The organism is Thiosulfatimonas sediminis (assembly GCF_011398355.1).
Lineage (GTDB): Bacteria > Pseudomonadota > Gammaproteobacteria > Thiomicrospirales > Thiomicrospiraceae > Thiomicrorhabdus > Thiomicrorhabdus sediminis_A.
The window spans coordinates 1,265,163-1,287,232 of the sequence record NZ_AP021889.1 but is presented as its reverse complement, the minus strand read 5'-3'; the positions used below and the strand labels follow the sequence as shown (position 1 = coordinate 1,287,232).

Here is a 22,070-nt window from a genome sequence, read left to right as displayed (position 1 = left end):
ATGATAATGGCACTCGATCAATTAAAAGCGTTTTTGCAAATCATGCAAGATGATTCCGAACTAAAAGCCAAAGTAATGGCCTCTGCCACAGCAGACGATGTGGCGCGTATCGCCTACAAACTGGGCTATGAATTTTCCGGTGACGAACTATTGCGCATGACAGGGCAAAAAGTCGGTAAAGTAACGGTTCAAAAAATCGCCACTCCTGGCGAATATAACTAGCACAACTGGCAAACCACAAAATGCTTTTACAAGAAGGCGCTTCTCTGCCTTCTTGACCCCTCTCGATTATCTCCATCCGCTGGTACAACAAGCTGGCACACAAAATTAGCCGTTTCCAGCAGCCAATTCGCGTATAAAATAATGCACCAATAAAAACAACCTTGGGGAACAGTTCAATGGCAGCGTCTCTTTTTGACCAACTTAAGAAATCCGGTTTAGTCAGCGATAAAAAAGCCAAACAGGTGCAACGCGAAAAACAACAAAACGCGAAACAAAAAAACGCCAATAAAGCCAAAAAAGGCGAAACACAACTAAGCGAAGTGGCGCAATTAGCCGCCCAAGCCGCTGAAGAGAAAGCGCAACGTGATCGAGTGCTTAATCAACAGCGTCAACAAGAACAAGCAGAAAAAGCCAAACAGGCGGAACTCAAACAGTTAATAGAGAGCAATCAACTGCGTAATTACTTTGGCGAAATGCCTTTTAATTTTGCTGATGGCACTACGGTTAAAACACTGAATGTCAATGCCAGTACCCACAGAGCATTAGTCAAAGAGCAACTACTTATTGTGCATTTCAAACAAAGCTACACTTTAGTATCCGCAGAACTGCTCGACAAAATTGAACAACGCGACCCGTCCATTATTGTCCGTCAACAGAGCGTCGCCAGTAAACTGTCGAAAGAAGACGAAGACTACTACGCCAAATTTGCCATTCCGGATGACCTTGTCTGGTAGTAAAGTGCGGGCAACGTTTAAACCTAATTCCCTTTGAGTTTATGCGTATAATGCCCACTTCAGCGTAGCGATTTTTAGCCAGACTTGTTGCGAAAACCATCACAACAAAAGGCAACATTTCATGTCTATCGCCACGCTCCGCGTACGCTACCAAACAATTGAATTTGAAAAATTTGATATTCACCTTTGTTCACTGCGCGACAAGCAACAGTTTAGCGACCCTTTTAAAGAAGCCGAAGCACTCGGTATTTCCGATGCGCAGTGGTCATTATTTGGTGTGGTTTGGGATTCCAGTCAAGTGCTCGCCGAACAGATGCAAGATTTTGACATTCAAGACAAGCGAATTTTAGAAATCGGTTGCGGCATTGCGCTTTCCAGCCATCTTCTCAATGCACGAAATGCCGACATCACTGCGACCGATTACCATCCAGAAGCGGGAAAGTTTCTCGTCAAAAACAGTGCGCTCAACAAAGCGCAAGACATTCCATTTTTGCGTACCGATTGGAAAAATGAAGATTCCGGGCTAGGACGCTTTGATGTCATTATCGGCTCAGACTTACTCTATGAACAAAATCATATTCAACTGCTGGCCGAATTTATCGAACAACACGCCAATACGCAGTGCGAAGTGATTTTAGTTGATCCGGGCCGCGGTAAACACGCTAAATTCAGCAAGAAAATGGTGACTCTTGGCTTCTCGCATAAACAATCAAAACTGCGCGAGCCTTTAATAAAAACCCCAGAATTTAATGGAGTCATATTGAACTACAAACGCCAAATTGACGATTAAACAACCGCAGATCACTTTTGCGTCTTGTTTAGCTTTGGAGGCAAATCCGTTTATAATTTGCGTTTTCGCGCGTCAACGCGCCCCCTAAATTTTGAGGTCTCTATGTCTTTTGCCCAATTTGGATTATCTACCGCAATCTTGCAGGCGTTAAACGAACAAGGTTATACCGCCCCGACAGACATTCAAAAGCAAGCGATTCCACTGATTTTACAAGGCCGAGACCTCATTGCCGCTGCGCAAACAGGCACCGGAAAAACCGCCAGCTTTGTCCTTCCGCTACTGCAAAAACTGGATAACGGCACACAGGTTCGCAGTCGCTCAATTCGCGCACTGATTCTTGTGCCAACCCGTGAGTTAGCGATGCAAGTTGAAAACGCGATTCGCCAATACAGTCGTCATCTCAACTTAAGCTCGCTGGCCGTTTATGGCGGCACCGACCTAGAAACCAGTAAACAGCAATTGACCCAAGGAATTGATTTATTGGTAGCAACGCCAGGACGTTTATTGGATCTGGCGTACCAACGCGCTCTATTTTTTAACGACCTCGAATTTTTAGTGCTTGATGAAGCCGACCGAATGCTGGACATGGGCTTTATTGATGACCTCAATAAAATCATTGACCGCCTACCATCCGATCGTCAGAGTATGCTGTTTTCGGCGACCTTAAACGAAAAAGTGCGCTATCTAGCCGACACAGTTTATGATGACGCAGCACAAATCAATTTGGCACAGCAGAAGAAAAACGCCCCACGCATTCAACAATGGTTGGTGTGCGTTGATAAAGACACCAAATCGGCTTTACTGAGCCATTTAATCCATAGTCTGCAATGGGACCAGGCGTTAATTTTTGTCGAGAAAAAGCATTCTGCCGCAAAACTGGTAGAACAACTCGGCAAACGAGGTATTGTTGCCGATTCGATTCATTCAGGGCGCAGTCAAGCCTCACGTGAAAACGTCTGGAACGACTTTAAAACCGGTAAATTAAACTTTTTAGTCGCCACGGGTGTGGCTTCTCGTGGGTTGGATATGCAAAACCTCAGTCGTGTGGTGAACTACGACTTGCCTTTTCCGGCAGAAGATTACATTCACCGTATCGGCCGAACTGGTCGCGCAGGACAAAGCGGTGAAGCGATTTCGCTGGTCTCAAGAGACGACTTCAAAAACCTCTGTATGATCGAAAGCCTGCTTGGACAACTCATCGAACGCCGTGATTTTGAAGATTTTCCAGTGCGCAAAATCGTACCGATTTCCATCCTCAACTATACAAAAAAATAGTCTATCCAGCAGAGCAGATAACGCCGAATCGAATCCATAAAAAAACCCGCTTTCAAGCGGGTTTTCAATCTCTTACGATAACGTAATCGAATTAAACAAGCACCGAATAATTTCCATCAAATTCGCTAAGCGACAACCAAGCTAACGCACTGCGTTGCTGCCATTTGCTTTGCCTGAACCACTTGGAATGACTCTATGCTACGCCTAATTAAGCGCGTTTACGGAATTCACCAGTACGAGTATCGACTTCAATCATTTCATCAATTTCAATAAACGCTGGAACCATTAGTTCGTAACCTGTCGAAATTTTAGCCGGTTTCATCACTTTACCTGATGTATCGCCACGCACGGCCGCTTCAGTATAGACAACTTGACGCACAATAATGTTCGGCATTTCGACTGAAATCGGTTTACCATCGTAAAAAGTCACTTCAACCAAATCTTGCATTCCGTCTTCGATATAGTTTACCGTGTCACCAAGATCGTCTTTTTCAACTTCGTACTGGTTGTACTCTTCGTCCATGAAAACAAACAGAGGATCAGCAAAGTAGCTGTAGCTACACTCTTTCTTATCTAAGACCACCGCATCAAACTTATCATCCGCCTTAACGACTGTTTCTGTGCCAGCACCGGTTAATAGGTTTTTCAACTTCATTTTCACCACGGCAGAGTTGCGCCCTGATTTGCTAAATTCGGCTTTTTGCACGACCATTGGCTGGTCGTTTAACATCATGACGTTTCCTGCGCGAAACTCTTGAGCAGTTTTCATATCCATAGCTCCAAAAAAAATTATAAAAGGTGTCGAATCATAGCATTACACCATGATTTTGCATAAAAATATTTAACTGCTCAGCCAAACTTTTTTGCTTAGCCAAACAGTCAGTAATCTGGGCACTGCCAATCTGCAATGCCTTCAAATCGACAAATAAGGCTTGTAAAGTTAAATCGCACAAGGCTTCTTGATTCCATTGCCGAGTTAAATCCGCAAGCAATGGTGGCAGCTTATATGCCTCGATAAAAGCCTCTAATTTTGGCCAATGCGTTTGATCTTCGGTTGGATAGATATGCCATATAAATGGTTTTCCAGCCCAAATTGCGCGATTCAACGACTCCTCACCACGAACAAAATTGATATCGCAATACCATAATAAAGGGTCATAATCGCTCTGCGGCAAAAAGCGAATCGAGTGCAAGCGAAGTTTTTGCGTGCTCGAATGAGAGTGTGAAATTCTGTCTTGCCAGTGGCCATTCAAAGAATTTTGCAAGCGACCTTGCGGCAGATACAAATCGACCGGAATTGATAACGAATCAAGCCAATCCAAGAGCCCATTTAAAGCGGAGTTCTCATAAGCAAACAGTGAAATCTTGATACTGTTCTGCTGTGCAATAGGAATCGCATTACGCTGCAACCAAGCATGTTGAAGACTGTCTGCTTGAAAAGCATTTCTATGCGAAAAATAATCGCGCTCACGCAACAAACCTCCGCTGTGAGTCTCATCAATTCCTGGAAAGAAAAACCACTTTGACAAACCATTGTGTTGCAACGACGGCAAGCCATGACAACCAGCAACCCAAGACTCACAACTGAAATATTCCAAGTTAATCCAAACCGGCTGCCTGTCACGCTGGCGCATTGCCATAAGATAAGCGTCTGGCAGACAGCAACCAAACATCTCTATTACTCCATCAGCAATATCGTCTTCAGCGAAATGCGTCACCCATTCCGCTTGCCAGTGATACACCTGAATATCCTGCAACGTCTGCACTTTGGCCTGCATTGCAGTCTCTGGCAACAACGCGTGCAGCGCGGGTAATTCGTCCACCCAAAGCGAGACCTGATAAGCATAGTCACGCTGTAATTGCTGTGCCAACCGCCAACTTGTGCCAATATCACCATAGTTATCAATAACTTGGCAAAATATTGCAATCTTCGGCTTAACCACTGGATGGACCGGAGCATCTGACATAAGGTATTAACCTACTCATGATCATTAAAAAAATCCGCATGGAAAACCGATAAGGCCAATCCAAGCGTGGCGTATTTTAATCCGCTTAAAACCCGCTGGTAGCAAATTTCCTAAAAACCGCGGATAAAACACATCCTCAAAAAGGGTTTTTAACTGACAGGCAGGCATTGAGCCGCTACAATGGCAAGGCAAATATTAACGGATAAAGGCTGAAATAATGAATTTCACCCAAGCCTACGCGCCTCAAATCATAACAAAATTCAATGTCCATCAAACGGGGAGTGGCAAACCAACCCTACTGTTTGCACACGGTTTTGGCTGCGACCAAACCATCTGGCACAAGGTTGCCCCGAGTTTTGCAGAAAATTATCACATCGTATTATTCGACTATTTAGGTTCTGGCGGCTCCGATACAACGCAATTTGATCACCAACGCTACAGCACTTTAGACGCGTATGCCGAAGACCTAATCACCATTTGCGAAGCTCTTAACCTACAAAACATCTATCTTATCGGGCACTCCGTCAGCGGCGCGATCGGTATGCTGGCTTCCATTCAGCGTCCAGATTTGTTTACCAAATTGATTACCATTGCGCCTTCGCCACACTATATAAACGAAGTCGATTATTTTGGCGGGTTTGATTATCAAGACGTGCTTGGACTCTTAGAGATGATGCATTTAAACTATTTTGACTGGGCCAATTATCTGGCGCCGATTGCCGTCGGCAATCAAAATAGCCCGCAATTTGGTGAAGATTTGAAAATAACTTTTTTACGCAATGACCCGCTTATTTCTGAAACCTTTGCCAAAGCGACTTTTCTCTGTGATTTACGTGATCAACTTGCCCAAGTCAAAGTACCGGTTTGCGTGCTGTACTGTTTGGAAGATATTATCGTGCCAGTCGAAGTTATCAACTATTTGCAGTCTCATCTTGAACAATGTGAAATATGCAAGATTGAAGCAACCGGCCACTACCCTCAGATTACCAACCCCAATAGTTTAGTGACGGCGATTCAAGCGCATATTCAAATACAGACAATTGAATAGTCTCCAACCACCATCCATTCTATTTGAGTAAAAGGCTAACTTCCTCGTGCAGTCAAAAAGCAAACTCACCTTAAACCAGATTCCTTGCGGCTATATCGCTACGGATTTAAAAAGCCAGATTACCGCGGTCAATAAAGTACTTTGCGAATGGCTTGAAACCAGTGAAGAAGAACTCTTAGGCAAACACATTGGTACGCTGATGACGACCTCAAGTCGAATGCTTTTTTTAGGCAATATTCTGCCACATCTGCAAAAAAACCAACAAATTGAAGAAAATTACTTATTGCTCAAAACCAAACTGCAGGATGCTTTACCGGTGTTGATTAACTGCAAAGAAATTTTGCATGACAATCAAGCATATTACAGCTACGCACTGATGAAAATGCAACGCCGCCGCCTAATAGAAGAAGCCCTAGTTCAAGAACGCCGCCGTGCAGAAATGGCGACTGAAGAAAAAGAGGCGATGAATTTAGAACTGCAATTGGCACAAAAAGAGATTGTCCAAAAACAACAAGCACTGGAAATCGCCAATGCCGAATTACAAGCGCTTTCGGCCACCGACACCTTAACCCAATTACCAAATCGACGAGTCTATGAGCGCGAATTAGAAAAAAACCTCGCACTCTATCAGCGCAGTCGGCAAGTCTTCTCAATCATTCTATTCGACATTGATTTCTTCAAAAAAATCAACGACCTACATGGCCATGATATTGGCGACTTAGTGTTACAAAATATCGCTAAAATTCTTACCAAACAGCTGCGTGAAATCGATATTTTGACCCGCATCGGCGGTGAAGAATTTGTGATTATTCTGCCTCTCACCCAAGTCGATCAAGCCAAAGACGTCGCTGAACGCCATCGTAGTGCAATTGCCAAAGGTGACTTTGTGTGCGGCAAGGTCACTGCGAGCTTTGGGGTAACTCAAGTACACCCCGATGATAACAACTCGCTGTTATATAAACGCGCAGACCAAGCACTTTACCTAGCCAAACAAAATGGCCGAAACCGCGTAGAAATTAAATAAGACGCTGAATACCTCACTTTCTTTACAAGAATTTACTTCGCCTTACCATAAAAAAACCCGCTTGGAACAACCAGCGGGCTTTTTTGAGCAAGGATTTTCAACTATTAAGCGGCTTTTAAACTATCCAATGTTTTACGCGCCCAGCCACTGGCATCCATATAATTACTGGAGATAGCCATAATATCCAGCCCCTCAAAACCAGCAAAAATAAGCTGAATATTACCTTGTTCCATAGCACGAGCAACAAACAACGCTTTACCCATTTTGCCCTCTTGACTGACCAGAGCCGATTTCACTTCATCTGAAATTGGCAATTCGTCAATAATATCGACCATCGGTGCCTTTAAAAACGCATTTAATGTTGAAAACAATCCAACCATAAAATAACGGTCCATTTCATCTTTACGTTGCAGGGTTTCAGCAATGGATTCCAAGAATTTACCTCGAACCAGCGCGGTAACCAACAACTCCATTGGCACATCATCCACTTCGGACAACATCAACATATTAACCCAAAATTTCAAACGCTTTAAGCCCATGAAATTAACCGCTTCTTTCAATGACTCGACCACATAAGGCAAATTATTTTGCGGATGATTAATCGCTGCCAGTAGCTTATGCGTCAAGCCGACATCCGATCCGATGATGGCCGCCAAGGCAGAAAATTCAGCATCTGGATTATTCACCTCGCCTAACAGCTTAAGCATCGCCAATTTATTGCTGGCCACTTCTTGTTGTGTAGACACAATCGGATTCGTAAAGAAGTATCCTTGGAATAATGCCCCGCCTTGCTGTTTTAGAATTTCAAACATTTCTTCCGTTTCGACATCCATCAAAACGACTTGTAAATTTTTTGCGCGTAGGTTGCCAATCATCTCTTGCAACGCAGCTGATGTTAATCCTTGTGGATGAATCTTGACCAACTTGGCAATGGATAACAATTTCTCATTCGCTTCATTCGCCTCAAAGTCGGTCAAAGCAATCTTAACCCCGGCTTGCATTATCTCTTTAATCGCAGCCAACGCCTTTTTATTACTCAAAAAATCAATATTTACTTCGACATACAACTGCGAAAGCGGTTCTACAGCCGGCAATAAATCTAAACTCAACATCTGAATAGGTGCTTGATAAAAAACAGGCTTACCCGCGGTTAACACATCCAAACCAATATGCTCTTCAACCCCTGCCCATAAAGCTTGAGATTCTTCTTCCCAGTTAAGGCCCTGCAACGCTAAATTCGGCAAAGGCGTAACATTCAACTGATAGGCATAAAGCTTCTTATCAGCGTCCAAAATCGGCAATTTATTCAAAATCAAGTTATGGTGCATGAGTATCCTTTCTGTTTTTTTAACTTCTCTGTAGCAATGCAACATCTGTGCGCCAAAGCCCAAAAGCAATTTAATGCGATTCACAATCAACTTCTCGAACCAACTAAAGCGCAATGAAAACTTTGACAACGGTTTAAAGAATACTCGTACAAATAAAAATTTTCACGGCTTTTTAATGATTAAACAAACACTAATTGAGTCTTGATAAGTGGGCATAGGGAATTGCATATAAAGGTCGACCAAGCAACGAACGAATCGCATAAAACAATGGCTCTTGAATCTCACGACAGCGCTATACTTATTCACTTACACTCGTCGTTTTATTTGCTATAAAAAGGATACATGAATGCCAATCAATACCGCACCACTGTTCCAACCCGTTAAACTGGGTAACCTAACTTTAGCCAATCGTTTTATTATGGCGCCCCTGACCCGTTGTCGAGCCATTGATCATCTTCCAAATGCATTAATGGCGGAATACTATACGCAACGTGCCAGTGCAGGATTGATCATCACAGAATGTACGATGGTGACACCGCAAACTTCTGCTTTTGGCAACGATCCTGGCATCTACTCGCCTGAACAGATTGAAGGCTGGAAAGCCACCACCAAGGGGGTTCATCAATCTGGTGGAAAAATCTATATGCAAATCTGGCACGCCGGTCGCGCCGCACATCCTTTGTTCAACGATCATAAACCAGCAGTGAGTGCCAGCGCCATTGCGATTGATGATGAAACATACACCCCAGCAGGCAAAAAACCTTACAGCATTCCACATCCACTGACAAAAACAGAGATTGCCGAGATTGTCGAAGACTTCCGCCAAGCGGGGATAAACGCCATTGCCGCTGGTTTTGACGGAGTGGAAATCCATGCTGCCAATGGCTATCTGATCGATCAATTTCTGCGCGATGGTGCAAACCAACGAACCGATGAATATGGTGGTTCACTTGAAAACCGCGCACGATTCCTGAGCGAAATTATTGCAGCGGTTTCTGGTGCAATCGGCTCTGACCGGGTTGGCGTTCGCCTCTCTCCGCTTAACAGTTTCAATGGCATGCAAGACAGTGATCCGGTTGCATGGATGACCTATTTAGCGCAACATCTCAATCAATTTAATTTGGCCTACTTGCATGTAATGCGCGCGGATTTCTTTGGCGTGCAACAAGCCGATGTCATTCCAATCGCCCGTAAACATTACCAAGGGCATTTGATGGTTAACATGGGATATTCCGCTGATGAAGCGGCGGAAGTCATTAAAAACGATATGGCCGACTCGGTCGCCTTTGGCACCGGCTTCCTCGCTAACCCGGATTTACCAGAACGAATCAAAGCTGGCGCAGAACTCAATGCTCCTGATTCAGACACATTCTATACCCCGGATGAGAAAGGTTATACCGACTACCCATTTATGGACTAAGCAACAAAAAAACCCGCGTTTCTGGGCGCGGGCTTATCCTTCATGTAACCTAAAAAATAGTAAGCAAACCTTGAGCATTTCGCCAATCATTAAAAAATTATTAACCTACCCATAAACACCCTTTATCTATAAAATTTATTTTGCTAAATTGAAATCCGATAAATAAATTTTATCAACTTAATGTAATAACGACAGGAGATTAAGTTATGCGTTCACGAATGGGTAAAGCAATTGCAAAAAAAGGCCACTCATTGCTTGGAGCAGGCGCAGCCATTATCGCCGCCCTCCCAGCAGCGATCGCAGCACTTGTTGCAATCGGCATTCCGTCAATTTCATCCATCTAATTCACTAGACCCCAGCCTTTACGCTGGGTTTACTGCAAAAACCACGGTCCATAAGCCGTGGTTTTTTATTACCGAACCTTCAATCATTAATGGCTACTCTCTTTGCTACAATGCTTCTAAAAACGCTGATTGAAAATGATCTGAAATCACTGCAGAGCATAAATTCCCAGAAATAGCGTCAAAGACCTGTAGCTTTGGGATTACAACCTATCAAAACGGCGACGATACAATCCATCTACTAAAAAGAGCAGACCAAGCGCTTTACATCTCAAAAAACAACGGCAAAAACCAAACACAAATCATTCTGAGCTAAATTATCGAGTTGTAGTGGTCAATTAAAAGTTTTTATCGACACGGTTATTTAAACGCTATAAAGCCCAAATCGACGCACCGTGATTTGATGGGAACCCTGCTCACCTAAAAGCAAAGCAAATTGGGTGATGCTGTTCGTATTCAAGCGTGTTTGTGTTCGATAAGGTGCGAAATCACTGAACGGAATATAAAAACTCTGCCAGTCCCGAGTTAACTGCAAACTGTGACGAAACGACTGCCAAGGCATCCAAAGTTGCGAAGATTTCAAGACAGCATCAATGACAAGTTGCTCAGTGGCACACGCCTCAAACCAAACGCCATCAAATTGACGCATCGATAAATCTTTAGCAAACGGCCATTTCATCTGCACAAAACCACCATTATTTTCATAGCTCACCGAACCCTGTAAACTGACCCCATCAGCATGTGCCTGAATCGTGCCCTGTGACACGCCTCCCATTACTTGATCCGTCGCCAATTGCCACTGGTGCTCGCTATTCGCCGAAAATAATTCTGTTTGATTCATTGCTATGCTGTCCGAAGATTTAAATAACGCTTGCTACGTTTAAAAGGAAAACACATATTACACTAAAAAAACGTGTACTTACCCCAGAAGAAAGACTGGCATTTAGAAACCGTGCTGCAGACACAGAGATTCGTTGTAATGCCGCTACTCACGCTTTCTATCGCATTGGCATAATTGAGGTCAAATACAACTCATCGCTGACAAGGTCAAGACCTTTTAGTTATGAGTTAATGCGGCAATCGGCTCAATATAATCCAAGTTAAGACTTTGCGCGACGCTCTCACAGGTCACTTGACCATCCATCACATTCAGCCCTTTTAAAAAGCCCGCGTCTGCCATTAAGGCGGTTTTATAACCATGGTCAGCGAGTTTCAAAATATAGGGCAAAGTCGCCTTATTAAGCGCCAAAGTCGATGTGCGAGGAACCGCACCGGGAATATTGGCCACACAATAATGCACAATGCCGTCAACAATAAAGGTCGGCTCTTGATGAGTGGTTGGTCGTGAGGTTTCAAAACAGCCGCCCTGATCAATGGCGACATCGACAAGCACCGCACCCGGTTTCATTGATTTAAGTTGCGATTTACGAATCAGCTTAGGGGCACTAGCGCCCGGAACCAACACCGCACCGACAACCAGATCGGCTTGCATAATGGCTTCCGAAATCGATTCTGGTGACGATACGCCCGTGCGAATTTTGTCGCCAAACTCTTGTTTCAATCGCTCTGCTTTAGCCGAGCTATGCGTCAGCACGGTGACATTCGCGCCCAGACCAACCGCCATCTGAATGGCATTGCGCCCAACCGTACCGCCACCCAAAATCAGCACTTCAGCCGGTTCAACTCCGGTGACGCCACCAAGCAGAACACCGCGACCGCCATAGGTCTCCTCCAAAAAGTGCGCACCGACCTGAATCGACATACGCCCTGCCACCTCCGACATGGGAGCTAATAAAGGCAGACGTTGTTGTTCATTTTCGACGGTTTCATAGCCAATGCAAACGGCACCACTTTGCATTAATAGTTCGGTCAGTTTAGGGGCTGGAGCAAGATGCAAATAGGTAAATAGAATCTGGTCTTTGCGCAGCATGGCGCATTCAATCGGCTGCGGCTCTTTTACTTTGACAATCATTTCTGCCGCAGAGAACACCTCAGCCGCAGTGGTTTTGATTTCGGCACCCACCGCAAGATACTCCTGATCGGTAAAACCCGCACCGATGCCCGCGCGGCTTTCGACCAATACATGGTGACCATGAGCAATCGCTTGCCGAACACTGTCAGGCGTCATACCGACACGGAACTCATTGTTTTTAATCTCTTTAGGAACACCGATTATCATCTTGATTACCTCAATCCGAACAAGAACGGCTCAATGATACACAGTGATGCAAACTTTAAACAACCATCTTAAATCGTATAATTTGGGGCATATGTAAAAGCAATGGAACAGACCCCATTGCGCTTGTTAGCGGTTCTCTTTTCTTAAGGGGTCTAACAGCGGTTTTAAACCATTGTGATCAAGCTCATGCATCAGAGCCAATAACTGCCCCAAATTCCCATCAGGAAAACCTTTAGCCGCAAACCAATTAAGGTAGTTTCCCGGCAAATCCGCAATAATTCGCCCCTTGTACTTTCCATAAGGCATCGTCACTTCAACAAGCTTTTTTAAATTCTCTGGATTCATAAAGACAAATTCAAAACTTGTTTTAAATTTTGTTCAATCGACGCAAGTTCTGCTGATGTTAGAGTCGTTAAACAATCAGAGGTGATTCTTCTCAAATCCAATGCTCGAATTTGATCACAAAGCACGTCCGAAGACTTCTGTAACTTATCACGAGCAAACAAACGAAAACGCAAAGGCTCTGCATCGTCGACTAAAACCGTTGTTAGAGGCAAAACAATCACGGTCGCATGCTGTACTTCATTGAGCCAATCATTTTGTATCACCAACACAGGTCGAACTTTACCTGGTTCAGAACCCTTCGCAGGATTCAAATTAGCCAAATAAATCCCGCCTCGTTTTAAGGGGAAAAAAGTGCTCATTTACAGACCTTCCAATCCATCATTAAGCGTATCGTCCCAATCCTCTATTTCAGAATGCACACGAACTTTTTGCGCAGCAGCCTGCATTTTTGCTTTAAGCAAAGCTTCCGCCTGCTGTTGTCGAAAACGCTCCACCGCTTGGCGAATCAATTCGCTTTTTGACAAATGCAATTGATTCGCCAACTCAACTAAATTATGAGCAAATTCATCCGATGCCTTAATCGTAATGGTTTTCATAAAAATACTCACAGTATTACCAAAGTAATACCAGTCTAAACAAAACCAACCACATAAACAAGTTTTGAAAACTTGGTTTAGTTTTTAACGCAGCTCTTCAAGATAAAGTTAATCTTACTCTTACACCTTTACTTGCGAAGAAGCCCTACTACGCAATGCCATCCTTCTCGCGTTCCAACGCTCCTGCGTTGGAACGCATATCCTTACTTGCATTTTCCCTAGTTATGCGTTCTCACGTCGAACGAGGGAACGAGCCATAAAAAACCAGCACTAAGGCTGGTTTTTATTGGATTCTTATCCCTACAACGAAACTAGACAAAAGCAATCGAGTCTGACCCCGTTGCTTTTAAACAAAACATCGAAAATAAAGGGTGAACTTCAACCAAGAAAAGAAAACACCTATTCTACCAATCAAAAACCCCACTAAAAACAACCAAACTTGGTTACTATTAGCGGGGTTTAAAGTATCTAACCACATTAAGGCATAAAAGCAATGGAGTCTGACCCCGTTGCTTTTTATCAAATATAGACAATTTAAAAATTTAATTTTACTCCAACTAAAGTAATTACAATTATTCTAGCCCTAATTATCCTATCCCATTAGTTCCATTAAAGTTATCTAATAAAAAATTGGTGAAAGATTTTGATTTTGCAATATTTATAAGGTTTGTATTCTCATTATCATTTAAATATTCTTCAATTAATTTTGAAAGCCTATCAATAGCATCATCAAACTCAGCCTGATTTAACTTTTCAAAATCAAAATCAACAATATCTTGAAATTTAACATTTTTACTCTCGAGTACTATTACAGTTAGCAACAAACTTAAATGAAATTTAAAATTTGACGTTTTAGCTTTAATTCCAGCATCTTTAAACTTCGTCCAAAACTCATTAACTTTTCTATTTATGAGACAACAATTAAGATATGCTTTGAAATCCCTAGATGAATTGAAAATAGATTTATATGAAGCATCTTTTTTTAATAAAGTTGTTGGTGTTGCTCTTGCTGAATGCGGTTCAACATTAATAATTGATTGAATTGATTGTGCAACATATTGAATACTGAAAGTTTTAGTTGACGGCTTACCTAAATTTTTATAATAATTTTTTCTTCTATCGTAGTAATATCCAGAGTTAAGAAAATATAGTTCAAGGTCTCTTTGAATTTTTTCAGTTGCTCTGAGTAAGGTTGGTGATACAGGGTTTTGACTGTTTGTTGAAGCGATGATGTGATCTGTAGTATTTTTATCATTATTTATAATAACCTTTACCAACACAGATCTTTTATCTGATTCATCTTTACTATGATTGTTGTATATCGAATATGAAGTTTGAAGGCCATTAACTATTTGAACATTTTCAATCGAAAGTGTTTTTCCAACTTCTTTTGGTTCTTCCGCAATTATCGTAATTCCATTATTAAGCCACCAAAAATCTTCATCAGAAGGATTGTTAATTGTACTCATAATATTTTTATTAACATCAACAAGCCCTTGAAAGTGTCTAATGTTACTTTCAAACAAATCATCTCTTATATTGTTATTTTCAGATGTCAGAAACTCTTTATATTTCGCTAGGGTAACGGTACCGATATACCCTATGCCTGACTTACCATAATCAATCATTAAAGGTCGATCTTTAAATTCTAAAGATAAACGATTTAATTTTTGTTTTTGATAAAGCTCTAACAATTCTTTGCTACTGAAATTGTCGAAAGTTACATCTGATGTGGAAAGTAATTTGATAGTCAAAGCTTTTAGCTGGGAAACTTTTTCAATGAAAACATTATTCACCTCAACTTCATTAGCATTTGTAACATACATGTAGTCAAGGGAAATATTTCCACCACCAATGGCGGTATCTTTCCATACTTGTAATAGTAGCAAGGCTTGGCTCACCAAATCGGGATTAAAACGCTTTAAAAGAGTTGACTCGTTTTGTTCTAAATCAAGAAGAACAGGGATGGATGTGATTAATTTGTCAACTACAGTTTCTTTAAATGATTTTTCTTTTTTGCATTGAGAAATAATAAATACCGTCTTAGTTCTATTAGAAAAATTGAAGCTTTCAAGATCATCAATACTTTCAACCAATTCATCATCAATAAAAATCATAATCGAATCAATACCACCATCTTTTGATCCATCTACAATCGAGTTTTCAATATTTTCAAATGTAATACTTTGATCTTTATGAATTTGAGTAAGTGAAAACAGTTCAAATAGCTCGCTCTCCTCTAATTCAAGCTCATTAACTTCTTGAAATTTTTTGATACAACCCTCTAATAAAATCTTATTATTACTCACTAACTAGACCTTTTAATTCAACAATGAATTGAAGCAATAGGGGCAGACTCCATTGTTTCAATTCCATATTTCAATTAATAAAAAATTCACGTTTTTTTACGATGTAGGCATTATAGACCAATTAACTATAGGATAGTTAAGTATTTAAAATTACTTATTTTTTATTCATTTAAAGAAAACTTTTCCATAAAAAAACCAGCACTAAGGCTGGTTTCTTAAAGCACTAAGTTGCGAAATAAAACTTGTCAGTTCAAGGCTTGAAAATGTTGAGCATAGTAAAACTATGTGATCATTTTCATAACGCAGAAATGGCGAGTTTTAGACGCAACCCAAACTATTTACGTTTTTTTGGTGGCATCAGGTCGGTAATCGTCCCTTCCGCCATTTCTGCTGCAAAGCAAAGTGTTTCTGACAGTGTTGGGTGTGGGTGAATCGTCAGACCGATGTCTTGCATATCCGCGCCCATTTCAATCGCTAGCATCGCTTCGGCGATCAATTCACCGGCGTTTGGCCCGACAATTCCACAACCGAGTAGACGGTGCGTTTTGGCGCAGAACATGGCTTTGGTTAGACCTTCGTCACGACCTAGACTTAGGCTACGGCCAGAAGCTGCCCAAGGGAAAGCGCCTTTTTCGTATTCGATGCCTTCGGCTTTAAGTTGGTCTTCGGTTTTACCTGCCCAAGCCACTTCGGGATCGGTATAGGCCACCGATGGAATGCCCATCGGGGTAAAGGCGGAGTTCATGCCAGAAATCACTTCTGCCGCGACTTTCCCTTCGTGTACCGCTTTGTGCGCCAACATTGGTTGCCCAACGATGTCACCGATCGCGTAGATGTGGTCAACATTGGTTTTTTGGCGTTCGTTGACGTCAATAAAGCCCCAGTCGTTGACCGCAACACCGGCTTTATCGGCATCAATCAATTTACCGTTCGGCGCACGACCGACCGCCACCAAAATACGATCAAACGTATCGGTTGTCGGACAATCTTTGCCTTCAAACGTCACGACTAAACCTTCTGGTTTGGCTTCAACATTGGTCACTTTCGATTTTAGGTAAACATTTTCATATTTCGCTTTAATCTTTTTCAGCAACGGCTTGGTGATGTCTTTATCCGCCCCCGGAATAATGGTGTCGCCCAATTCGACCACAGTGATTTTGGCACCCAATGAGTCGTAAACCTGCGCCATTTCCAGACCGATAATGCCTCCACCGATCACCAACATACGATTCGGAATTTCTTCCAATTCAAGCGCGTCGGTAGAATCCATCACACGAGGATCGTCATGCGGGATAAACGGCAGTTTAATGACGCGCGACCCCGCAGCGATAACCGCTTTTTCAAAACCGATGGTCTTTTTAGAGCCATCGGCGGCTTCGACTTCAACCGTGTGCGATGAGGTGAATTTACCGTAACCGTGAACCACTTCGACTTTACGCGCTTTCGCCAGCCCAGAAAGACCGCCGGTTAATTTACCGATCACCGAATCTTTGTAATCGCGCATCTTATTGATGTCGATTTGCGGCTCGGCAAAAGTAATACCGTGTGCGCCCATTTCGCGCGTTTCGTTCAAGACAACAGACATATGCAACAACGCTTTTGACGGAATACAACCGACGTTCAAACAGACACCACCGATGTTGTCATAACGCTCGACCATCACCACTTTTTTGCCAAGGTCCGCCGCGCGGAAAGCGGCGGTATAACCGCCGGGACCGGAACCCAATACCAACACTTCGCACTGCATATCGGCCGCGATGCCGGCAGCAGAAACGGCGGTAGGCGCAGGTGCCGCTTCGGTTGGCGCGCTCACCGCGACCGAAATTTCCACATTGGCCGCCACCGTGTCGGTATCGGCGATTTCCATGGTGCCGACAATCGAGCCTTCGGAGACTTTATCGCCCACCGCCGCACTTAAGCTGACAATTTTACCGGCATAAGGCGCTGGGATTTCCATGGTCGCTTTGTCCGATTCTAAGGTCATCAAAGAGTCATCTTGGGCAACTTCGTCACCGGCATTCACTAAAACTTCGATGATTTCAACCGCAGCGAAATCTCCGATATCCGGAATGACAATATCAACAATCTTACTCATGAAATACCCTTATAAAATTAACTGGCGAAGGTCAGACAGGTAGTTGCCGACGGCGGTCGTAAAACGGACGCCTTCAGCACCGTCAACCGCGCGATGGTCATAAGAAACGCTAAACGGCATCATCAAACGCGGCGCGAACTCCTTGCCATTCCAAACCGGCTGAATCTTGGCTTTAGATAAGCCCATAATCGCCACTTCCGGCGCATTGACGATTGGCGTGAACTGAGTACCGCCGATACCGCCTAGGCTAGAAATGGTGAAAGTACCACCAGACATCTCTTTTGGCCCAAGTTTACCGTCACGTGCCTTGGCGGAAATTTCCATCAAATCGCGTGATAACTCATAAATGCCTTTCTTATCCACATCTTTGACTACAGGTACCACCAAACCGTTTGGCGTATCCACGGCGATACCGATGTTGTAGTAATGTTTTTTGATAATCGACTGACCGTCGGCTGACAAAGAAGCGTTGAAACTTGGAAAATCTTGCAGTGCTTTAACCACCGCTTTCATCACAAACACCAATGGCGTCAATTTAATCCCGACTTTTTCAGCCGCCGCTTTTTGGTCCTTGCGGAACTGATCCATCTCAGTAATGTCACACTCGTCAAATTGAGTGACATGCGGCACATTCAACCAGCTTGCGTGCAGGAACTTGCCGGAGATTTTCTTAATGCGCCCCAGTTCTTCGGCGGTGGTTTCGCCAAACTGCGAGAAATCAATTGCCGGAATCGGCGGGATACCGCTACCCGACATCGCCGCTTGCCCAGGAGCCGGTTTCTGACCCGACATCACGGCCTTAATCGCAGCTTCAACATCGCTTTGTTTGATGCGCCCTTTTGGCCCAGAACCTTCAACGTGGGTTAAATCAACCCCTAAATTACGCGCAAAAGCACGCACAGAAGGCGACGCGTGGAAAGCCGCGCTCATCGCTTGCGGATTAATCGGTTTGGCCGCTACTGGTGCTTTCTGATCTGGTTGCTTAACCACGTCAGGGGCAACAGGTGCAGGTGCAACCGTTACTGGCGCAGCCGCTTGTGCGACCGGCGCTTGCGGTTTAATTGCTTCCGCGACGGCTTCACCGGAGACTTCAATGTCTAAAATGTAATCGCCTTCAGCAACGGACTCACCAACCGCAACTACCAGTTTGGTAATTTTCCCCGCCACTGGCGATGGAATTTCCATGGTTGCTTTATCGGATTCAAGGGTAATGAGAGAGTCGTCAATGGCGACAACATCGCCTTCGGCAACAAGAATTTCGATGATTTCAACCGAATCGAAATCACCAATATCAGGGACTTTAACTTGTGTAATAGCCATGGGAATCTTCCTTGCTAAACTAGCCTACTGCGCAAAGATTGACGAGCGCAATCGGCTGAAAAATACGCTGTATGAGAGAGTCATACGTGAAATTCTGAGGTAAAAAAAGCCACTCCCGCACAAAGCGGGAGCAGCTTAATAATTACGCATAAACCGGATAAACTTTTTCAGCATTAATGCCGTATTTGTTCATCGCTTCGGTCACGACAGAAGCTTTGATCGAACCAGCATCCGCCAGTGCTTTCAGAGCTTGAATCACCACATAGTAGCGGTCAACTTCAAAGAATTTACGTAGTTGTTCACGAGTGTCCGAACGACCAAAACCGTCGGTACCCAATACATAGTATTTGCCTGGAACATAATCACGGATACGCTCTGCATAATCACGGATATAGTCGGTTGCCGCTATAAACGGCCCTTCAGAACCGGCCAACATTTCAGTAACAAAAGGAGCTTTTGCCGGCGCTTCTGGATGCAACATATTCCAACGCGAGGTTTCAATGCCGTCACGACGTAGCAAGTTGAAACTTGGAACACCCCAAATATCGGCGGCAACATCCCACTCTGTTTCTAACATTTCAGCCGCCGCAATGACTTCACGGAAGATAGTACCAGAGCCCATTAACTGAACTTTGTGCTTCGCTTTTGCGGTGGTTTTCTTAAATGAGTACAAACCTTTAAGAATCGCTTCTTCAGACCCTTCCGGCATGGCAGGATGGCTGTAGTTTTCGTTCATCGCAGTGATGTAATAGTAAACGTCTTCTTTCTCGTTGAACATACGACGAATACCGTCACGGATAATCACCGCCATTTCAAACGCAAATGTCGGGTCATAGGTTAAACAGTTTGGCACATGGTCAAACTGAATTAAGTTATGACCGTCCTGGTGTTGTAAACCTTCACCTTCTAGCGTTGTACGACCGGCAGTACCACCAATCAAGAAACCACGCGCACGCGAATCACCTGCCGCCCATGCCAAATCGCCAATACGCTGGAAACCGAACATAGAATAATAAATGTAGAAAGGAATCATGCTTACGCCATAGTTAGCATACGCAGTCGCCGCAGCAACCCAGTTTGCCATTGAACCGGCTTCGTTGATACCTTCTTCAAAAACCTGACCGTTTGCAGACTCTTTGTACCACATTAACTGATCGCTATCCATCGGCTGATAAAGCTGACCGGCTGGATCGTAAATACCGACTTGACGGAACAGACCTTCCATCCCGAAAGTACGCGCTTCGTCAGGAATAATCGGCACAACACGAGGCCCAAGAGTTTTGTCACGCAATAGAATCGAGATTAAACGCACAAACGCCATAGTGGTCGACATTTCACGATCACCGGTTCCCTCTGTCAGCATTTTAAAAGTTTCTAATGGCGGAACAGGAAGCGGCTCGGCGTTGTCAAAACGTTCAGGCAGAGCGCCACCCAGAATCTCACGGCGCGATTTCATGTATTTCATGATGTCGCTGTCTTCATCCGGACGGTAGAACGGAATATCGTTTTCCAACGCTTCGTCAGACACCGGCACAGAGAAACGATCACGGAAATATTTCAGGCCTTCTTTATCCAATTTCTTCTGTTGGTGCGCAGTGTTGGCCGCTTCGCCAAATTTGCCCATACCGTAACCTTTAACGGTTTTGGCAAGAATAACATTTGGCTGCCCAACGGTTTCAGAAGCACGCTTGTAGGCGTTGTAAATCTTACGTGGTGAGTGACCACCGCGAGTTAAACCAAAGATTTCGTCATCAGTCATGTCCGCAACCAAAGCTGCGGTTTCTGGGTATTTACCGAAGAAGTGTTGACGTACAAAAGCACCGTCTTTCGCTTTATAAGCTTGATACTCTCCATCAGGTACTTCGCCCATGCGCTCAACCAATTTACCGGTTTTGTCTTTCTGCAATAGGCGATCCCATCCAGACCCCCAGATAACTTTGATGACATTCCATCCCGCGCCGCGGAACATCCCTTCCAATTCTTGGATGATGCTGTCGTTACCACGAACCGGACCATCAAGACGCTGCAGGTTACAGTTGATAACAAAAATGAGGTTATCCAACTTCTCGCGACGCGCTAGTTGGATCGCACCACGTGATTCTGGCTCGTCCATTTCGCCGTCCCCTAAGAACGCCCAAACTTTACGACCATCAGTCTGTGCCAGACCACGCGCTTGCATATATTTCATAAAACGTGCTTGGTAAATCGCCATCAGCGGCCCAAGCCCCATCGAAACAGTCGGAAACTGCCAATAATCATCCATCAACCAAGGATGCGGATAAGAGGATAGACCTTCTTGGTCAACTTCTTGACGGAAGTTTTTCAAACGCTCAGCGTCCAGACGCCCTTCTAAAAAAGAACGTGAATACATGCCTGGCGCCGTGTGTCCTTGGAAGAACACCATGTCCGCACCAAGTTCATGTTTTGGTCCTTTAAAAAAGTGGTTCATCCCCACTTCGTATAGCGTACAGCTTGAAGCGTAAGAAGCAATGTGGCCGCCTACGCTTGTCGTTTTATTTGCACGCGCAACCATCGCCATTGCGTTCCAACGTAATAGAGCACGCATTTTGTGTTCTAAAGTCAGGTCGCCGGGGTAGTTTTCTTGCTCTTCTACGGAGATAGTGTTGACATAAGGCGTGTTCGCCGAGTATGGAATATCGATACCGTGAACGCGTGCTTTTTCGATTAGAGATGCAATGATGTGCTGTGCTTTGTCGGAGCCTTCAAATTCGACAACCGCTTCCAGCGCATCGATCCACTCTTGAGTTTCCTGTGGATCTTGATCTATAAACTGTTCGCTCATAATGTGTTTTTCCTCAATGGGTTGGAATTTTGTCTTTAGGTGCTGGGTGGGCCTAAAGTCGCTCAACAACGGTAGTTCATACCGTCGTCGCCAACAATTTTGAACATCTGGGGTTCCAGCTACTTAGTATTTCCGAGATGCAACCGAGTAGATTAAAGGTGGCTTTTCGCCCTACTTGGTTTAGTCAAAAGTTGTGGCATGATACCACTTTTTATTTAAGTTTTCAGTGATATGCCACCGCCACCTTGGCCCAGACAATTGGCAAAAAGCTAAG

General features: G+C 43.9%; 21 protein-coding genes. 9 read left to right on the top strand and 12 right to left on the bottom strand.

What is annotated here, in order from left to right; translation table 11 throughout:
- Window positions 1-6 precede the first annotated feature (6 nt).
- From HRR27_RS05890 to HRR27_RS05875, 4 genes are all read left to right on the top strand, one after another.
- Entirely contained in the window at window positions 7-222 is a 216-nt protein-coding gene (locus HRR27_RS05890) for a Nif11-like leader peptide family natural product precursor (protein WP_173271818.1), read from the top strand.
- A gap of 176 nt (window positions 223-398) precedes the next feature.
- The gene (locus HRR27_RS05885; protein WP_173271816.1) at window positions 399-956 is read left to right on the top strand and encodes a DUF2058 domain-containing protein; all 558 of its coding nucleotides are present in this window, start codon (window positions 399-401) and stop codon (window positions 954-956) included.
- Between the two features lie 121 nt (window positions 957-1,077).
- The gene (locus tag HRR27_RS05880; protein ID WP_197905436.1) at window positions 1,078-1,746 is read left to right on the top strand and encodes a class I SAM-dependent methyltransferase; all 669 of its coding nucleotides are present in this window, start codon (window positions 1,078-1,080) and stop codon (window positions 1,744-1,746) included.
- A gap of 102 nt (window positions 1,747-1,848) precedes the next feature.
- Window positions 1,849-3,021, top strand: coding sequence for a DEAD/DEAH box helicase (locus HRR27_RS05875; RefSeq protein ID WP_173271814.1), 1,173 nt, complete (start codon window positions 1,849-1,851; stop codon window positions 3,019-3,021).
- Between the two features lie 208 nt (window positions 3,022-3,229).
- Here the strand turns inward: HRR27_RS05875 and efp are convergent, their stop codons facing one another.
- Both efp and earP read right to left on the bottom strand, forming a co-directional pair.
- Window positions 3,230-3,790 (bottom strand): elongation factor P, encoded by a 561-nt coding sequence (efp, locus tag HRR27_RS05870; RefSeq protein ID WP_173271812.1) that lies wholly within the window; start codon window positions 3,788-3,790, stop codon window positions 3,230-3,232.
- Between the two features lie 37 nt (window positions 3,791-3,827).
- The gene (earP, locus tag HRR27_RS05865; RefSeq protein WP_173271810.1) at window positions 3,828-4,988 is read right to left on the bottom strand and encodes an elongation factor P maturation arginine rhamnosyltransferase EarP; all 1,161 of its coding nucleotides are present in this window, start codon (window positions 4,986-4,988) and stop codon (window positions 3,828-3,830) included.
- 217 nt (window positions 4,989-5,205) lie between these two features.
- Here earP and HRR27_RS05860 point away from each other — a divergent pair, with 217 nt between their 5' ends.
- Both HRR27_RS05860 and HRR27_RS05855 read left to right on the top strand, forming a co-directional pair.
- Window positions 5,206-6,036, top strand: coding sequence for an alpha/beta fold hydrolase (locus HRR27_RS05860; protein ID WP_173271808.1), 831 nt, complete (start codon window positions 5,206-5,208; stop codon window positions 6,034-6,036).
- A 46-nt stretch (window positions 6,037-6,082) separates the two neighbouring features.
- The gene (locus tag HRR27_RS05855) at window positions 6,083-7,060 is read left to right on the top strand and encodes a sensor domain-containing diguanylate cyclase (protein ID WP_173271806.1); all 978 of its coding nucleotides are present in this window, start codon (window positions 6,083-6,085) and stop codon (window positions 7,058-7,060) included.
- 104 nt (window positions 7,061-7,164) lie between these two features.
- On the opposite strand, the gene HRR27_RS05850 is transcribed toward HRR27_RS05855, so the two are convergent.
- Window positions 7,165-8,388, bottom strand: a complete 1,224-nt coding sequence (locus HRR27_RS05850; RefSeq protein ID WP_173271805.1) for an EAL and HDOD domain-containing protein — start codon at window positions 8,386-8,388, stop codon at window positions 7,165-7,167.
- A gap of 346 nt (window positions 8,389-8,734) precedes the next feature.
- Between HRR27_RS05850 and HRR27_RS05845 the strand changes: the two genes are divergently transcribed.
- From HRR27_RS05845 to HRR27_RS12960, 3 genes are all read left to right on the top strand, one after another.
- Window positions 8,735-9,808: an alkene reductase gene (locus HRR27_RS05845; protein WP_173271804.1), complete on the top strand. Its 1,074-nt coding sequence runs from the start codon at window positions 8,735-8,737 to the stop codon at window positions 9,806-9,808.
- Between the two features lie 206 nt (window positions 9,809-10,014).
- Entirely contained in the window at window positions 10,015-10,152 is a 138-nt protein-coding gene (locus HRR27_RS05840) for a hypothetical protein (RefSeq protein ID WP_173271803.1), read from the top strand.
- Between the two features lie 145 nt (window positions 10,153-10,297).
- On the top strand, window positions 10,298-10,465 hold the full coding sequence (locus tag HRR27_RS12960; RefSeq protein ID WP_173274261.1) for a diguanylate cyclase domain-containing protein: 168 nt from the start codon (window positions 10,298-10,300) through the stop codon (window positions 10,463-10,465).
- 48 nt (window positions 10,466-10,513) lie between these two features.
- Here HRR27_RS12960 and HRR27_RS05830 read toward each other — a convergent pair whose 3' ends face one another.
- The 9 genes from HRR27_RS05830 to aceE form a co-directional block, all read right to left on the bottom strand.
- Window positions 10,514-10,990, bottom strand: coding sequence for a CIA30 family protein (locus HRR27_RS05830; protein WP_173271802.1), 477 nt, complete (start codon window positions 10,988-10,990; stop codon window positions 10,514-10,516).
- 216 nt (window positions 10,991-11,206) lie between these two features.
- Window positions 11,207-12,328, bottom strand: coding sequence for an alanine dehydrogenase (ald, locus tag HRR27_RS05825; RefSeq protein WP_173271801.1), 1,122 nt, complete (start codon window positions 12,326-12,328; stop codon window positions 11,207-11,209).
- Window positions 12,329-12,454: 126 nt separating this feature from the next.
- Window positions 12,455-12,673, bottom strand: coding sequence for a DUF3820 family protein (locus tag HRR27_RS05820; RefSeq protein ID WP_173271799.1), 219 nt, complete (start codon window positions 12,671-12,673; stop codon window positions 12,455-12,457).
- Window positions 12,670-13,032 carry a type II toxin-antitoxin system PemK/MazF family toxin gene (locus tag HRR27_RS05815; protein ID WP_173271798.1) on the bottom strand — a complete coding sequence of 121 codons (363 nt, stop codon included), beginning with the start codon at window positions 13,030-13,032 and terminating at the stop codon, window positions 12,670-12,672. The genes HRR27_RS05820 and HRR27_RS05815 overlap by 4 nt, the downstream gene beginning before the upstream one ends.
- Window positions 13,033-13,269: a ribbon-helix-helix protein, CopG family gene (locus HRR27_RS05810; RefSeq protein WP_173271796.1), complete on the bottom strand. Its 237-nt coding sequence runs from the start codon at window positions 13,267-13,269 to the stop codon at window positions 13,033-13,035.
- A 587-nt stretch (window positions 13,270-13,856) separates the two neighbouring features.
- The gene (locus tag HRR27_RS05805) at window positions 13,857-15,578 is read right to left on the bottom strand and encodes an AIPR family protein (protein ID WP_173271794.1); all 1,722 of its coding nucleotides are present in this window, start codon (window positions 15,576-15,578) and stop codon (window positions 13,857-13,859) included.
- Between the two features lie 334 nt (window positions 15,579-15,912).
- Window positions 15,913-17,673, bottom strand: a complete 1,761-nt coding sequence (gene lpdA / locus HRR27_RS05800; RefSeq protein ID WP_173271792.1) for a dihydrolipoyl dehydrogenase — start codon at window positions 17,671-17,673, stop codon at window positions 15,913-15,915.
- A 9-nt stretch (window positions 17,674-17,682) separates the two neighbouring features.
- Window positions 17,683-18,993: a dihydrolipoyllysine-residue acetyltransferase gene (gene aceF / locus HRR27_RS05795; protein WP_173271790.1), complete on the bottom strand. Its 1,311-nt coding sequence runs from the start codon at window positions 18,991-18,993 to the stop codon at window positions 17,683-17,685.
- 142 nt (window positions 18,994-19,135) lie between these two features.
- Complete coding sequence (gene aceE, locus HRR27_RS05790; protein ID WP_173271788.1) at window positions 19,136-21,796, bottom strand: pyruvate dehydrogenase (acetyl-transferring), homodimeric type; 2,661 nt, start codon at window positions 21,794-21,796, stop codon at window positions 19,136-19,138.
- Window positions 21,797-22,070: the final 274 nt, after the last annotated feature.

Excerpts from the sequence above, each read along its gene's own strand:
- HRR27_RS05890 (WP_173271818.1), top strand. The coding sequence starts at position 7 with ATGGCACTCGATCAATTAAAAGCGTTTTTGCAAATCATGCAAGATGAT.
- HRR27_RS05885 (WP_173271816.1), top strand. The coding sequence starts at position 399 with ATGGCAGCGTCTCTTTTTGACCAACTTAAGAAATCCGGTTTAGTCAGC.
- HRR27_RS05880 (WP_197905436.1), top strand. The coding sequence starts at position 1,078 with ATGTCTATCGCCACGCTCCGCGTACGCTACCAAACAATTGAATTTGAA.
- HRR27_RS05875 (WP_173271814.1), top strand. The coding sequence starts at position 1,849 with ATGTCTTTTGCCCAATTTGGATTATCTACCGCAATCTTGCAGGCGTTA.
- efp (WP_173271812.1), bottom strand. The coding sequence starts at position 3,790 with ATGAAAACTGCTCAAGAGTTTCGCGCAGGAAACGTCATGATGTTAAAC.
- earP (WP_173271810.1), bottom strand. The coding sequence starts at position 4,988 with ATGTCAGATGCTCCGGTCCATCCAGTGGTTAAGCCGAAGATTGCAATA.
- HRR27_RS05860 (WP_173271808.1), top strand. The coding sequence starts at position 5,206 with ATGAATTTCACCCAAGCCTACGCGCCTCAAATCATAACAAAATTCAAT.
- HRR27_RS05850 (WP_173271805.1), bottom strand. The coding sequence starts at position 8,388 with ATGCACCATAACTTGATTTTGAATAAATTGCCGATTTTGGACGCTGAT.
- HRR27_RS05845 (WP_173271804.1), top strand. The coding sequence starts at position 8,735 with ATGCCAATCAATACCGCACCACTGTTCCAACCCGTTAAACTGGGTAAC.
- HRR27_RS05840 (WP_173271803.1), top strand. The coding sequence starts at position 10,015 with ATGCGTTCACGAATGGGTAAAGCAATTGCAAAAAAAGGCCACTCATTG.
- HRR27_RS05830 (WP_173271802.1), bottom strand. The coding sequence starts at position 10,990 with ATGAATCAAACAGAATTATTTTCGGCGAATAGCGAGCACCAGTGGCAA.
- ald (WP_173271801.1), bottom strand. The coding sequence starts at position 12,328 with ATGATAATCGGTGTTCCTAAAGAGATTAAAAACAATGAGTTCCGTGTC.
- HRR27_RS05820 (WP_173271799.1), bottom strand. The coding sequence starts at position 12,673 with ATGAATCCAGAGAATTTAAAAAAGCTTGTTGAAGTGACGATGCCTTAT.
- HRR27_RS05815 (WP_173271798.1), bottom strand. The coding sequence starts at position 13,032 with ATGAGCACTTTTTTCCCCTTAAAACGAGGCGGGATTTATTTGGCTAAT.
- HRR27_RS05810 (WP_173271796.1), bottom strand. The coding sequence starts at position 13,269 with ATGAAAACCATTACGATTAAGGCATCGGATGAATTTGCTCATAATTTA.
- lpdA (WP_173271792.1), bottom strand. The coding sequence starts at position 17,673 with ATGAGTAAGATTGTTGATATTGTCATTCCGGATATCGGAGATTTCGCT.
- aceF (WP_173271790.1), bottom strand. The coding sequence starts at position 18,993 with ATGGCTATTACACAAGTTAAAGTCCCTGATATTGGTGATTTCGATTCG.
- aceE (WP_173271788.1), bottom strand. The coding sequence starts at position 21,796 with ATGAGCGAACAGTTTATAGATCAAGATCCACAGGAAACTCAAGAGTGG.